The sequence below is a fragment of the Roseovarius sp. genome (genome assembly GCF_965277045.1).
Taxonomy (GTDB): Bacteria; Pseudomonadota; Alphaproteobacteria; order Rhodobacterales; family Rhodobacteraceae; genus Roseovarius.
In genome coordinates this window covers 38,202-50,681 of record NZ_OZ255712.1, presented here as the reverse complement: position 1 = coordinate 50,681, position 12,480 = coordinate 38,202, and the positions used below count along the sequence as shown (strand labels likewise).

The following is a 12,480-nucleotide window of genomic DNA, read 5'->3' as shown; positions in this document are numbered from 1 at the left end:
TATTTCTTGGGGATAACTACAATAAGTTGTGGATGACATGAAAATTTCATCAAGCCTTGGGTGCGGATGAATGTCCGTCATCCCACCGCCGTCCCGGACCTGATCCGGGACCTCTTGCGCCGGCGGCCGTCACATTTGCGCCCACGATCAAAGGCGGGCTCGTCAAAATGAAAATGGCTGCCCGAAGGCAGCCATTGACTTGGATTTCAATCTCTATCCGGCGATTTAACCGCCCGAGCTCGTCCGTGCATTCGCTTTCAGCGCCGTCTCGAACTCGGCCTTGGTCATGTTGACGGTCACGCCGTCGTCACCGACCATCAGCGCGTTCAGCGGAATGCCTGCACGCTCGATTGCGCGGCTGTCGGCACCTTCCATCTCGCCGTCCAGATCGACGACCGCGATGTTGCCTTGGGAATCCGCGTCGTTATACGTGCCGACCAGTTCACCATCGCTGGTATAGACTTTCGCATCGCCGGTCAGGGCCGCATCCAGCTCGGTGGAAATGTCGCTGGCCGCGTCATAGGCGTCTTCCGCCACGCCACCCACGGCGTCGACTCCGGCCTGTGCCGTGTCGGTCGTGCTTTCGCCGATGGCATAGATGGTGTCGCCGACTTCCTGCGCGACATCGCCCGCCTGTGCCGAAACGCTCGCGTCGGCCTCGGCATTGGTCGCCTCGTCATTCGCGGCGAAGGTCGCCACCGGGGCGGACACGAGGGCTGCAATGGCCAGTGCGGAAGTGAATGTCGTTTTCATCAGGACTTCTCCTTTTTTCCATCTTGCGAGCGCTTGGCCCGCGTGAATGTAGTTGGACAATGCAAACCCTGCCGCGCGCGTTCCATACCGATTTCGACTGAAAGGATCCTGCCCCGGCTGTCAGCAGCATCGTGCCGACATCGCGCCCCTATATGCGCAAGGTTTTTCCCATGATCCGCGGCCCGGACACATCGTAGGGTGGGTGAAACCCACCATTGCGCCGCCTTCACCCGTAGGGTGGGTGAAAACCCACTCGCGCGCCCCTATTCCGCGTCCAGGCGCATCTCCTCGCGATAAGCCTCCATCCTGGCCTTCGCCTCTTCGCCCCACGCCTTGAACTGCCGGTTCAGGAACCCGCCATCAAGCTCCATCGCCAGCGCATGTGCCGTCAGCATCTCCGCGCAGGCAGCCTCCGGCGTGGCATCACGCTCGGCCTTTCGCGCCCGGTTCATCAGCGCCGATTTCGCCTTCATCGGATCGTTCCGCGCGTAGCATCCCGCCAGCGCGATCCGTGCGTCGTGATAGGGTGCCGCGATCCGACCCAGATTGGCGTTCACGCAATTGCGGTACCGCGCCAGCGATGCCTCCGCCGCCGTGATCGCATCAAGCTGCCGGCGCAACGCCGCCACGTCGGCGGCCGGGTAATAGACGCCGCCCGCAGCCTCGGCGATGGCCTCCAGCTGCGCCGCCGTCTCGGCATCCACATCAAACCCGATGGTGTTGACCCTCGTGCGCACCCCGGCCTCGTAGAGTGCCGCCGCCTGCGCCGCAGGATCTCCGTCGCAGGTCTCTTCCCCGTCCGAGATCAGGTAAACCACCGGCGCCAGATCGCCCTCCTTGGGCGGTTCCAGCCCCGCGACCACCTCGCCCGAATAGGCCAGCACACCGCCCAGCGGCGTCCAGCCCACCGGCTCCAGCGTCGCGATGCTCGCCTCCAGCGCCGATCTCGGCGCATCGAACCCGTGCACCAGCTCCGACGCCGCACAGGACTCTGCCTTACCGGAGTCTTCGTTGTTGCCCTTGTGGCCATATACGACCAGCCCGACCGACACCTCCTGCGGCATGTCCCGCAGGAAACCAAGCGCCTCGCGCTTGGCCGCGGCCATCTTGGTCTCGCCCCCGACGCGGCCGGCCATCGAGCCCGAGGCGTCTATCGCCAGCAGGATATGGCTGCTGGGCCGTCCGCCCGCCGTCTCCTGCGCTTCGCACCGACGCAGTTCGGCTGGCACGATCTCCGCCGCGCAGGATCGGTAATCCGTGGGCCGGTCCGCCAGCACGGCGTCGAGCACCGCCTGGCAGTCGACGCTGCCTTCCTGCGCAACGACCGGCACTGCCATCAAGACACCTGCCGCCCATACCACTAAACTGCGCATGATCCCTCTCCCCACAGCCCTTCCGAGTTCTTATATCCGGTTTCCGGCCCGGGCGGACAGGTTTTGCCATCCGCACGAAAAAGCGCGGCTCGTTGCCGAACCGCGCCACATCTTCCAGCCCCTCGAAAGGACCTTACGTCTCGCCTTTCTCCAGCGCGTCCAGCCGCGCCTTCAGCGCCTCGTTTTCCTCGCGGGCCTTCTGCGCCATGGCGCGCACCGCGTCGAATTCCTCGCGGGTGACGAAATCGCGGTCGGCCAACCAGCGGTCCACCATCGACGACATCGCCGTCTCGGCCTCCTGCTTGGCGCCCTGCGCCACGCCCATGGCGTTCGTCATCAGCTGGCTGATATCGTCCAGAACCTTGTTGCGCGTCTGCATATCGCTCTACCTTCCGTTACACTTGATCTCTATATGGGCACCAAACCGCGTCGGGGCAAGGTTGACTTCGCCACGCACCAGCAGCAGACAGGCGCCCATGAAAGCAGCGATCCCCTTCCCCGATATCTCGTCCGAGGTGTTCTCGTTCACCGTCTTCGGGTTCGAGATTGCCCTGCGCTGGTACGCCCTGTCCTACATCGCGGGCATCCTGATCGGCTGGCGTCTGGTGGTGATGGCGATCAACCGTCCGCACCTGTGGAAGGACAACGTGGCCCCCATGACCGTCAAGCAGGTCGAGGATCTGGCGACATGGGTCATCCTGGGCGTCATTCTGGGCGGGCGGCTGGGCTTCGTGCTCTTCTACCAGCCCATGTATTACCTGCAGAACCCGGCAGAAATCCTGCTCATATGGCAGGGCGGCATGTCGTTTCACGGCGGCCTGCTGGGCGTCATCGTCGCCTGCATCACCTATTCGAAGGTCCAGGGCATCCGCTGGCTGACCGTCGCCGACATCCTCTGCGCCGTCACCCCCGTCGGCCTGCTCCTGGGCCGTATCGCCAACTTCATCAACGCCGAGCTCTGGGGCCGTCCCACCGACCTGCCCTGGGGCGTGATCTTTCCCGGTGCCGCGGCGCAGGACTGCGCCGGCATCGCCGTGGGGATCTGCGCCCGCCACCCCTCGCAACTCTACGAGGCCGCGCTCGAAGGGCTGATCCTCGGCGCGATCCTGCTTTACCTCGTGTTCCGTCGCGGCCTGCTGAAGCGCGTCGGCGCGGCCACCGGAATCTTCTTCGCCGGCTACGGCATCGGACGCTTCATCGTTGAATTCGTCCGCCAGCCCGACGCGCAGTTCGTCAGCCCCGGCAACCCGCTGGGCCTGGCGTGGCACGTGAACGGCTACGGCCTGACCATGGGCCAGATCCTCTGCATCCCGATGGTCGCCATGGGGCTGATCACGCTGGTGCTGGCCTACCGCAGACACGCCCGCGCCTCCGCCCCCGGATGACCGCCCTGGCCCAGATCCTGCGGGCCGAGATCGCCACGACCGGCCCCATGCGCCTCGACGCCTACATGGCCGCCTGCCTGATGCATCCCCGGCACGGCTATTATTCCACCCGGGATCCCTTCGGTGAACAGGGCGATTTCATCACCGCCCCCGAGATCAGCCAGATGTTCGGCGAACTCATCGGCCTCTGCCTCGCGCAAACCTGGCTCGACCAGGGCGCGCCCAACCCCGTCGCCCTTGTCGAGCTCGGCCCCGGCCGCGGCACCCTGATGGCCGATGCCCTGCGCGCCACGCGCGGCGTGCCCGGCTTCCACGACGTCCTGCAAGTGCACCTCGTGGAAACCTCCCCCGCCCTGCGCGCCCGGCAGGCCGACTCCCTAGCCGCTCACACCCCTACTTGGCACGACAGCACCGACACCCTGCCCGACCTGCCCACGCTCTCGGTCGCCAACGAGTTCTTCGACGCGCTGCCCATCCGCCAGTTCCAGCGCCAAGGCGACGGCTGGTGTGAACGCGTCGTCGGCCTCTCGGACGACACGCTCGCCCTCGGCCTCAACGCCAAGCGGACCGAGCCGACCCTCGCCCACCGGCTCGACGACACGGCCGACGGCGACATCGTCGAGACCTGCCCCGCCGCCGCCCCCGTCATCGATGCGCTGGCCCGCCGCATCGGGTCGCATGGCGGCGCGGCGCTCGTCATCGACTACGGCGACTGGCGCTCGCTCGGCGACACGCTGCAGGCGGTTCAGGGCCACGACCGCGCCGACATTCTCGCCGCACCGGGCATGGCCGACCTCTCCGCCCACGTCGATTTCGAGGCGCTGACCGACGCCGCCCGCGACACCTGCAAGACCACCCGTCTCGCCCCGCAGGCGCTCTTTCTGTCGCGCCTCGGCATCACGCAACGGGCCGAGGCCCTTGCCGCGAACATGAGCGGGCACACGCTAGACGCGCATCACGCCGCATTTCATCGCTTGACCGGACGAGAGGAAATGGGGACGCTCTTCAAAGCGATGGCGCTCTACCCCGAGGGTGCCGCACCGCCACCCGGACTGGAACCATGACGCTGGAAATCCTTACCGACGACAGTCTCGCGCCTGTCACGCACGGCTTCTTCACCCGCAAGGGCGGGGCGTCATCGGGCGTGTTTCACGGGCTGAACTGCGGCCGCGGCTCTTCGGATCAGTCCGAGGTCGTCAGCATCAACCGCGCCCGCGTCGCCCGCGCCATGGACGTGGCCGAGGATCATCTGATCACCGTGAAACAGACCCATTCCACCGATGTCCACGTGGCCACCGGCCCGTCCGAGACCCGGCCCAGGGCCGATGCCATCGTCACGGCCACACCCGGCCTTGCGCTGGCGATCCTGACCGCCGACTGCCAGCCCGTGCTCTTTGCCGACCGCAAGGCGGGGGTCATCGGCGCCGCCCATGCCGGTTGGCGCGGGGCGGTCGACGGCATCCTGGAATCCACGCTCGACGCGATGGAGGCGCTCGGCGCCCGCCGCGCCGACACCATCGCCGTCATCGGCCCTTCGATCAGCCAGCCCGCCTACGAGGTGGGCGAGGAGTTCTTCGAGCGTTTCGCCGACGACGATCCCGGCAACACCCGCTTTTTCGCCAATGGCAAGCCGGGCAAGTACCAGTTCGACCTGCCGGGCTTCGGCCTTGACCGTCTGCGCCGCGCGGGCGTTGGCGACGCCACCTGGACCCGCCACTGCACCTACAGCGATGCCGAGCGGTTCTTTTCCTACCGCCGCGCCACCCATAACGGCGAGGCCGATTACGGCCGCCTGATCTCGGCCATCCGTCTCTAGGCCGACGCACAGCAATTCTGTCGCGATCTGGGCGAAACCGTCCACGAGATTGCCTCAATCCGGGAAACAATCACCGATTTCTTCACGGGATTGGTTCCGTCAATTCCGCGATTAACCTTGTTTCATTGGCCCTTTTCAATTGCGACGGCACGACCACAATCCGGTTGGCGGGACCCGAAAATTTTTTCGCATTTTCTTCGCCGCGCCAAACCATGGCCCCAAACCCGGGCAAATATGAACCCATCAGAACAACACGCCCCAAAAACGGCGGCGAGGCAGAAAAAACCAAGAGGAAAGCCATGAAGAAGCGTTGGATGAAATCCCTGATCGAAACCAGCCAGCAGGCCACCCCCGACATGCCGTTCTCGCGCCGCGTGCGCCATGCGAACCGCATGACGCCCAAGACATCCACGCTTCGGATCGCCTGATCCGATCCCCCCCCGATCTTCGACACCGGCAATGGCCGCCTCGCTGAAGAGAGCGGCCATAGTTGATTCGAATGCCCCCGACCGTGAATTGTGGCAGCTTCGTCCCACCCGCACGGACAATAACCCGGCATTCCCGCGCACTGTCTGCCCGCTTCGGACAATTCCCCGCAAAATTTGACTACAATTCGCCGTTTCTGCCTTTATTGGCCCTGTAACGTACATGACGGACCATCCCTCTGTCGTTGTCGGTGGGGGCCGACGCGGTTGTGATGACCCTGAAAAGGATCGCACGATGGGCACCCCTACCATCGCCACCTCTCTCTCGGTGGCGCACAAGACAAATGCCACACACGCGCGCACCGGCACGGCGCAGGTCCCTCCCGCCGCCCGGTCGCCGCGCCCGATGCGCAAGTTTCGGATGACGTATCTGCGCCCGGACGGAACGGCCGGCTGGACCGACCAGATCGCCCCGGCCACCCCGATCTTCGACAGCGCGTTTTCCGCCTTTTCCCACGGCACGCTCCTGCACACGCCCTCCGGTCAGGTCGCCGTGCAGGATCTCGAACCGGGCATGAGCGTCTCCACCGCCGATCACGGTCCCTCCCGCGTGCTCTGGATCGGCGCCATGACGCTGGTTCCGTCCGCCGCCGGCCTCGACCAGTCCGCCTGCCGCCTGACCCGTGTCATGCCGGACAGCTTCGGACTGGGCCGTCCCGAATCGAACCTCACCGCCGGTCCCGGCGCGCGCATCCTCGGCCGGCCACCGGGCCTGCGCGACAGCTTCGGGCGCGAGCGCGTGCTGACCCCGGTCAGCGACCTTGTAGACGGCATGAACGTGATCGAACTGGTCCCGCCCCGGCCCGTGACGGTCTATCATGTTTGCCTGCGCCGCCATGCCATCCTGCGCGCCTCGGGCATCGAGGTCGAAAGCTTCCACCCCGGCCCCGGCTTCGAGCGCGCCATGGGACCCAACATGCTGGCCCTTTTCCTGTCGCTCTTTCCGCATGTGAAGAAACCCGCCGATTTCGGCAGCATCTGCCATCCCCGCCTGCCCTTGCAGGGCCTGACAGCCTGACGCCGGGCGTCACCGCCGGCCCGGTCAGCCGCGGCGACCCCAGCCGATCCCGGCCCAGATCCGCTCGTGCAGGAAGAACGTGACGAAGCCGATCGCCGCCGTGATCAACGCATAGGTGCCGCCCTGGGCCACCGATCCGGTCATGATGAACCCGATCAACGTCATCACCAGCAGGCCCAGCACCTGCCAGGTTGTCGCCTTCGCCAGCGTGCGTTTGTTCGTTTCCATCTCCAATGCTCCTCTGCCGCGTCGTGTTATGTCTCTGTCGATCAGCTAGCATCGCCGCAATCTGTCGTGTATTCTGTCTTTTCTTAACAAAACTGACGGATGTCCATTATACTGGATAAGTGGCACCAATATGAACAAACAGGCCCGCGCCACGATCTTCCGCGACCGGCTCACCGGCGCCATGACCATGACCGGCACCAATCTCAGCGCGCTCGCGCGCCAGACCGGCGTCAGCCGCTCCACCGTGTCGCAACTGCTCGACGCCGAGACCGCCCGGATGCCCAACGCCCACCTCGCCGCCGGCTGCGCCGAGGCGCTAGGCGTCAGCTCCGACTGGCTCCTGGGCTTGGCCGACCGCCCCGAACGCCCCGGCGACGTGATCGAGGCCGCCCTCAGCATGACGCAAGCCGATCGCACCTCCGCCGACGCCCAGCTGCTCGACTGGCACCGCGAGGCCAGCGGCTACAAGGTCCGCCACGTGCCCGCCACCCTACCGGATATGCTGAAAACCGAGGCGGTGATGCGCTGGGAATACGCCGCCTTTCTCGGCAAGACACCGGGACAGGCCGTGCGCGCGATGCAGGACAACCTCGACTGGCTGCGTCGAGAGGCGACCGAGTACGAAATCGCCATGCCCCGGCACGAACTCGAGGCCTTCGCCCAGGGCACCGGCTACTGGCAGGGGCTCGACCGCGACGCGCGGCGCGAACAGGTCCTGCACCTCGCCGAACAGGCCGAGACATTCTTTCCCTCCCTGCGCCTCAACCTCTTTGACGCGCACAATCTCTTTTCCGCGCCCGTCACCCTCTTCGGGCCGCTCATGGGGGTGCTCTACGTGGGCCGCTTCTACCTCGCCTTCCGCGAACCCTCGCGATTGAAGCTTCTGTCGGGCCACATGGACTGGCTCATCCGCGAGGCCGTGGTCGATGCCCGCGACGCCCCGGCCTGGATCGCGGGACTGGCGAAACACATCTGAGACGGCCCTGGCCCGCCATCGAAGTTGCATCGCCGGTCGCGTCGCGGCTACGCTTTCAGGCAAGACATCTTAACCTCCAAGCCCCACGGAAAGCCGCCGCCATGCTTCGCCTGCCTATCCTCGCCCTCGGGCTCCTGCTTGCCTTCGGCACCGCCGCTCAGGCTCAGGACAACCCCGTCATCGCCCGCATGACCGCCTTCGTCGCTACATACAACGCGCAGGACGCCGAAAGCCTCGCCGGCTTCTACGCCCCCGACGCCGCCCTTCTGCCGCCCGGCCAGGCCTCGATCCTCGGACGCGAGGCCATCGCGCAGCACTACGCCCAGGCCTTCGCCGCCGGCGCCCGCGAGCTGCAATTCAAGACCTTCGACATCCGAGGCTTCGACACCAGCGCGGTCGAGATCGGCGAAACCGTCGTCATGGTCGGCGAGCAGCGCATCGTCGGGCGCTACATGCACCTGTGGGAGGTGATCGACGGCCAGCTCCTGCTGACCCGCGACATGTACCACGTGCTCAAGGTCGACTAGACGCCGCCCCGCCCGCTTGCAGCGCCCTGGCATACAGCGCACACTGCGCTCATTGAACCAAAACGGGTTTTCCCATGCGTCATCTTTGCCTGACCTGCCTCGCGGTCCTGTCCCTTGCCCACATGGCACTGGCCAATGACCGCCCGCCACCCCGCGAAAACGATCCCGACGATTTCGTCCGCTACATTTTCGAGATCAACGCCTGCGTCCTGACTGAGGCGCAGCTTCTGCAAATCTACCAGGACGCGGGCCACGGCCTGATGGGCGCCAACAACGCCGTCATCGCCGTGTCGAACCGCGAGGATATCGAGGTGCTCGACCGCAACCCGTTTCGGTACCGCTATTACGGCTCCGACTATTGCGGCTTCTGAACGGGCTCAGGCCGACCGGCTCAGCCGTTCCTCCAGGATCTCGAAGGGCACGCCCGGCTCGTCCTTGGCACAGCGGATGACCAGCGAGGTCTTCACCGACGCCACGTTCTCCGCCGCCGTCAACTCGCCGGTCAGGAAGCTCTGGAAGGTGCTCAGGTCCGGCGCCACGCATTTCAGGATGAAATCCACCTCGCCGTTCAGCATGTGGCACTCCCGCACCAGCGGCCACGCCCGGCACCGCGCCTCGAATGCGCTCAGGTCCGCCTCGGCCTGGCTCACCAGCCCGACACTGGCAAAGACCTGCACCTCGAATCCCAGCTCGCGCGCATCCACGTCGGCGTGATAGCCCTTGATGTACCCCTGCTCCTCCAGTGTGCGCACCCGGCGCAGGCAGGGCGGCGCCGAAATGCCCACCCGGCGGGCCAGTTCGACGTTGGTCATCCGCCCATCCGCCTGCAATTCGGCCAGGATCATGCGGTCAATGTCGTCAAGGCGCGTCGCAGGCATCGGTTTCTCCGGTTGATTTCGCGATTGTTATATCACGACCGGCGCCGCGCGCAATAATGTTTCACCCCGGCGCAATATCCTTTCGGGAAAGAAAATGTCGTCCCGACCCCCGCATACCGGGTTTGCGGGGCTACACACCCCCGCCCGGCCCCGTTATATCTGTCCAGACTCACGCGGGGCGTCTCATGCCCCGCTCCACGGATCAAGGGGGATCGGACATGGCCGAGACACGTCACACCAGGGTTTTGATCATCGGCTCGGGGCCCGCGGGCTATACCGCCGGAGTCTATGCCAGCCGCGCCATGCTGGAACCCATCCTCGTGCAGGGCATCGAACCCGGCGGCCAGTTGACCACCACCACCGAGGTCGAGAACTGGCCCGGCGACACCGAGGTCCAGGGCCCCGACCTGATGGTCCGCATGGAGGCCCACGCCAAGGCCATGGGCTGCGAGATCGTGGGCGACATCATCTCCTCGCTCGACGTCGATGCACGCCCCTTCACCGCCAAGGGCGATTCCGGCACCACCTACACCGCCGACGCCGTCATCCTCGCCACCGGCGCCCGGGCCAAGTGGCTCGGCCTGCCGTCCGAGGACGCGTTCAAGGGCTTCGGCGTCTCCGCCTGCGCCACCTGCGACGGCTTCTTCTACCGCGGTGACGAAATCGTCGTCGTGGGCGGCGGCAACACCGCCGTCGAAGAGGCGCTCTTTCTCACCAACTTCGCCTCCAAGGTCACGCTCATCCACCGCCGCGACGAGCTGCGCGCCGAGAAGATCCTGCAGGACCGCCTGCTCAAACACCCCAAGATCGAGCCCCTGTGGTTCCACGAGCTTGACGAGGTGCTGGGCGACGACAACCCCAAGGGCGTCACCGGCGTGCGCGTCAAGCACACCAAAACCGGCGAGACACAGGAAATTCCCTGCAAGGGCGTCTTCATCGCCATCGGCCACGCCCCGGCCAACGAGCTGGTCAAGGGCAAGGTCGAGATGCATCACGGCGAGTACGTCAAGGTCGAGGCCGGCTCCACCCGCACCTCGATCCCCGGCCTTTTCGCCGCTGGCGACCTCACCGACCACGTCTATCGCCAGGCGGTGACCTCCGCCGGCATGGGCTGCATGGCCGCCCTCGACGCGGAAAAGTTCATCGCCGAGCTGCCCGAGGACGCCCCCGCCCCCGAGGCCTACGTCCCGCAAGCCTGAGCCGCACCCCCCGCCTTCCTCTGGCCGAAAATATCCCGGGGGTTTGGGGGCTGGCCCCCAATTAAGCCTGTGTTTGGGGGCTGGCCCCCAATCAGAACCGCGTTTGGGGGCTGACCCCCAATTGAACCTGCATTTGGGGACTGACCCCACAACGCACACCAATGCGGCACCGGCGCGATCCCACTCCAGCCGTCCCGGACCTGATCCGGGACCTCGTAGGGTGGGTGAAAACCCACGCGCGCCCCCTTCACTCCGGATGAATGTCCCGCTTCGTGCATCCCGACTCCAGAACCACCGCCACCCAGTTCACGTCCGGCTCCAGCCCCAGCGCATTGAGCCACGCCTGCTGCGCCCGATAGGCCGGCAACTCCTGCGCCCCCGGGCAATACCAATGCCCCTGCCCCGCCTGCCGGTGATGCATCAACTCGTGCAACAGAACACTCACGTCATAGGGATCCTTCGCATTCCACGGCCGCACCAGCCAGATTGTCTCGCTGTCAGGATCATAAAGCCCCCGCGTGTGTGACGCGTCCGAGGCGGCCCGCATCGGCGCCAGCCACGCCACGGTGGCCTCGGACGTCAGCCGAATTTCCGGCGCGGCCGAGCGACGCGGCAGATCGGTGTGCTCGTCCAGCCAGACCTCCATGTGCGCCACCAGCTCAGGCAGCGCCCCTGCCTCGCGCCAGGCCAGAAGATCGGATGCCAAAACGCCGCCGCCAAACACCTTGAGAACAAGACAGAAAAGACCGGTACGCGCCGACCACAGGCCGGCTCGGGACAGGATGCGCATGGCAACCTCCTGAGCAATTTGATTGATGTCCCGAAAATGCTAAGCTGTCCTCGCGCCCCGGCGCAAAAGGCCATTTTTCATGTGCCAATGAAGGAATTTCATCTGCCATGGGACGGCACCTGCCCCCCTTCGCCGCGGTCAAGGCGTTCGAGGCCGCCGCGCGCCACAAAAGCTTTAAGCACGCAGCCGAGGAGCTGTGCCTGTCGCCCTCTGCCGTCAGCCACCAGATCCGCGCGCTTGAAGAGTATCTCGACACCGCGCTGTTCGAACGCAGCGGTAACCGGATGGCCCTGACGCTGACGGGCCGCGCCTATGCGGGCAAGCTTACAGGCCTTCTGGACCTGCTCGACGACAGCACGCGCTCAATGCGCCGGGCGGGCGAAAAACCTCTGCGCATGCTCTGCACGCCCGGCTTCGCCGCCCGCTGGCTGGTGCCGCGCCTCGGCGGGCTCTCGTTCGGCGACCGCATCCGTCTGCGCGTCTCGACCGGCGCGCCCGAAATCGATTTCTCGACCAATGACAGCGACGTGGTGATCCAGTGGCGCGACACGCACCACCCCGGCGTCCACACCGAGCCGCTGATGACCTCCAGCCGCTACCCGGTGATTCACCCGGATCTGATGGAGCGCGAAAATATCCGCAGCCCGCGCGACCTTTTGCGGATGCGCCTGATGTATGACGAAATCGACGATTCCTGGGGCGAATGGTTTGCCGCCGCCGGCCTCGGCGCGCCCGACCTGCCGCCCGGCCCGACCTTTCCCAATTGCGAACTGGCCACCACCGCCGCCGAGCAGGGGCACGGCGTGGCCATGGCCTTCGACGCGATGGTGCAAGGCACGCTGGCCTCCGGGCGACTCGTGCGGCTCTTCGACACCGACACCATTCCCAGCGTGATCTACTCGGTCGCCTGGGCCGAGGCGCGCGCCGACGACCCGATGATCCGATCCTTCCGCGACTGGCTGTTCGAAGAAATTCGGCGCGCCCAAGCCGCCACGGCGCCCATGTCCGCCGCGCAATAGCGTCGGCGCGCCTCGCTCACGGCATATCGGCAA

At 65.9% G+C, this 12,480-nt stretch carries 17 protein-coding genes; 10 read left to right on the top strand and 7 right to left on the bottom strand.

Translation table 11 applies throughout. From position 1 onward, the window contains the following. Nucleotides 1–225 precede the first annotated feature (225 nt). The 3 genes from ACQY4V_RS00290 to ACQY4V_RS00280 form a co-directional block, all read right to left on the bottom strand. Nucleotides 226–753, bottom strand: coding sequence for a hypothetical protein (locus ACQY4V_RS00290; protein WP_428514970.1), 528 nt, complete (start codon nt 751–753; stop codon nt 226–228). Nucleotides 754–1,016: 263 nt separating this feature from the next. Beyond that, a complete protein-coding gene (locus tag ACQY4V_RS00285; protein ID WP_428514969.1) occupies nt 1,017–2,126 on the bottom strand; it encodes a VWA domain-containing protein in 1,110 nt (369 codons plus the stop codon). A 133-nt stretch (nt 2,127–2,259) separates the two neighbouring features. After that, nucleotides 2,260–2,505, bottom strand: a complete 246-nt coding sequence (locus ACQY4V_RS00280; protein ID WP_428514968.1) for an accessory factor UbiK family protein — start codon at nt 2,503–2,505, stop codon at nt 2,260–2,262. Between the two features lie 97 nt (nt 2,506–2,602). On the opposite strand from ACQY4V_RS00280, the gene lgt reads away from it, so the two are divergent. The 3 genes from lgt to pgeF are packed head-to-tail and all read left to right on the top strand — an operon-like array spanning nt 2,603 to nt 5,327. Then, nucleotides 2,603–3,511, top strand: a complete 909-nt coding sequence (gene lgt, locus ACQY4V_RS00275) for a prolipoprotein diacylglyceryl transferase (RefSeq protein WP_428514967.1) — start codon at nt 2,603–2,605, stop codon at nt 3,509–3,511. Beyond that, on the top strand, nt 3,508–4,575 hold the full coding sequence (locus ACQY4V_RS00270; protein WP_428514966.1) for a class I SAM-dependent methyltransferase: 1,068 nt from the start codon (nt 3,508–3,510) through the stop codon (nt 4,573–4,575). The genes lgt and ACQY4V_RS00270 overlap by 4 nt, the downstream gene beginning before the upstream one ends. Then, nucleotides 4,572–5,327, top strand: a complete 756-nt coding sequence (gene pgeF, locus ACQY4V_RS00265) for a peptidoglycan editing factor PgeF (RefSeq protein WP_428514965.1) — start codon at nt 4,572–4,574, stop codon at nt 5,325–5,327. The genes ACQY4V_RS00270 and pgeF overlap by 4 nt, the downstream gene beginning before the upstream one ends. Before the next feature lie 82 nt (nt 5,328–5,409). Here the strand turns inward: pgeF and ACQY4V_RS00260 are convergent, their stop codons facing one another. Beyond that, the gene (locus ACQY4V_RS00260) at nt 5,410–5,628 is read right to left on the bottom strand and encodes a hypothetical protein (RefSeq protein WP_428514964.1); all 219 of its coding nucleotides are present in this window, start codon (nt 5,626–5,628) and stop codon (nt 5,410–5,412) included. Here ACQY4V_RS00260 and ACQY4V_RS00255 point away from each other — a divergent pair. Together ACQY4V_RS00255 and ACQY4V_RS00250 are read left to right on the top strand one after the other, a co-directional pair. Further along, entirely contained in the window at nt 5,627–5,755 is a 129-nt protein-coding gene (locus ACQY4V_RS00255; protein WP_261391488.1) for a hypothetical protein, read from the top strand. The two genes, ACQY4V_RS00260 and ACQY4V_RS00255, sit on opposite strands and share 2 nt — an antisense overlap. A gap of 292 nt (nt 5,756–6,047) precedes the next feature. Further along, nucleotides 6,048–6,830 (top strand): Hint domain-containing protein, encoded by a 783-nt coding sequence (locus ACQY4V_RS00250; RefSeq protein WP_428514963.1) that lies wholly within the window; start codon nt 6,048–6,050, stop codon nt 6,828–6,830. A 24-nt stretch (nt 6,831–6,854) separates the two neighbouring features. Here ACQY4V_RS00250 and ACQY4V_RS00245 read toward each other — a convergent pair whose 3' ends face one another. After that, nucleotides 6,855–7,058, bottom strand: a complete 204-nt coding sequence (locus ACQY4V_RS00245; RefSeq protein ID WP_428514962.1) for a DUF2061 domain-containing protein — start codon at nt 7,056–7,058, stop codon at nt 6,855–6,857. A gap of 130 nt (nt 7,059–7,188) precedes the next feature. On the opposite strand from ACQY4V_RS00245, the gene ACQY4V_RS00240 reads away from it, so the two are divergent. From ACQY4V_RS00240 to ACQY4V_RS00230, 3 genes are all read left to right on the top strand, one after another. After that, nucleotides 7,189–8,034 (top strand): helix-turn-helix domain-containing protein, encoded by an 846-nt coding sequence (locus tag ACQY4V_RS00240; protein WP_428514961.1) that lies wholly within the window; start codon nt 7,189–7,191, stop codon nt 8,032–8,034. Between the two features lie 101 nt (nt 8,035–8,135). Beyond that, entirely contained in the window at nt 8,136–8,561 is a 426-nt protein-coding gene (locus ACQY4V_RS00235; protein WP_428514960.1) for a YybH family protein, read from the top strand. A 74-nt stretch (nt 8,562–8,635) separates the two neighbouring features. Then, on the top strand, nt 8,636–8,932 hold the full coding sequence (locus tag ACQY4V_RS00230; protein ID WP_428514959.1) for a hypothetical protein: 297 nt from the start codon (nt 8,636–8,638) through the stop codon (nt 8,930–8,932). A 6-nt stretch (nt 8,933–8,938) separates the two neighbouring features. On the opposite strand, the gene ACQY4V_RS00225 is transcribed toward ACQY4V_RS00230, so the two are convergent. Continuing rightward, on the bottom strand, nt 8,939–9,439 hold the full coding sequence (locus tag ACQY4V_RS00225; protein ID WP_152496485.1) for an Lrp/AsnC family transcriptional regulator: 501 nt from the start codon (nt 9,437–9,439) through the stop codon (nt 8,939–8,941). Between the two features lie 218 nt (nt 9,440–9,657). Between ACQY4V_RS00225 and trxB the strand changes: the two genes are divergently transcribed. Further along, nucleotides 9,658–10,638 carry a thioredoxin-disulfide reductase gene (gene trxB / locus ACQY4V_RS00220; protein WP_428514958.1) on the top strand — a complete coding sequence of 327 codons (981 nt, stop codon included), beginning with the start codon at nt 9,658–9,660 and terminating at the stop codon, nt 10,636–10,638. Between the two features lie 247 nt (nt 10,639–10,885). Here trxB and ACQY4V_RS00215 read toward each other — a convergent pair whose 3' ends face one another. Beyond that, nucleotides 10,886–11,428, bottom strand: coding sequence for a DUF6647 family protein (locus ACQY4V_RS00215; RefSeq protein ID WP_428514957.1), 543 nt, complete (start codon nt 11,426–11,428; stop codon nt 10,886–10,888). 107 nt (nt 11,429–11,535) lie between these two features. On the opposite strand from ACQY4V_RS00215, the gene ACQY4V_RS00210 reads away from it, so the two are divergent. Next, nucleotides 11,536–12,447 carry a LysR substrate-binding domain-containing protein gene (locus tag ACQY4V_RS00210; protein ID WP_428514956.1) on the top strand — a complete coding sequence of 304 codons (912 nt, stop codon included), beginning with the start codon at nt 11,536–11,538 and terminating at the stop codon, nt 12,445–12,447. Nucleotides 12,448–12,480: the final 33 nt, after the last annotated feature.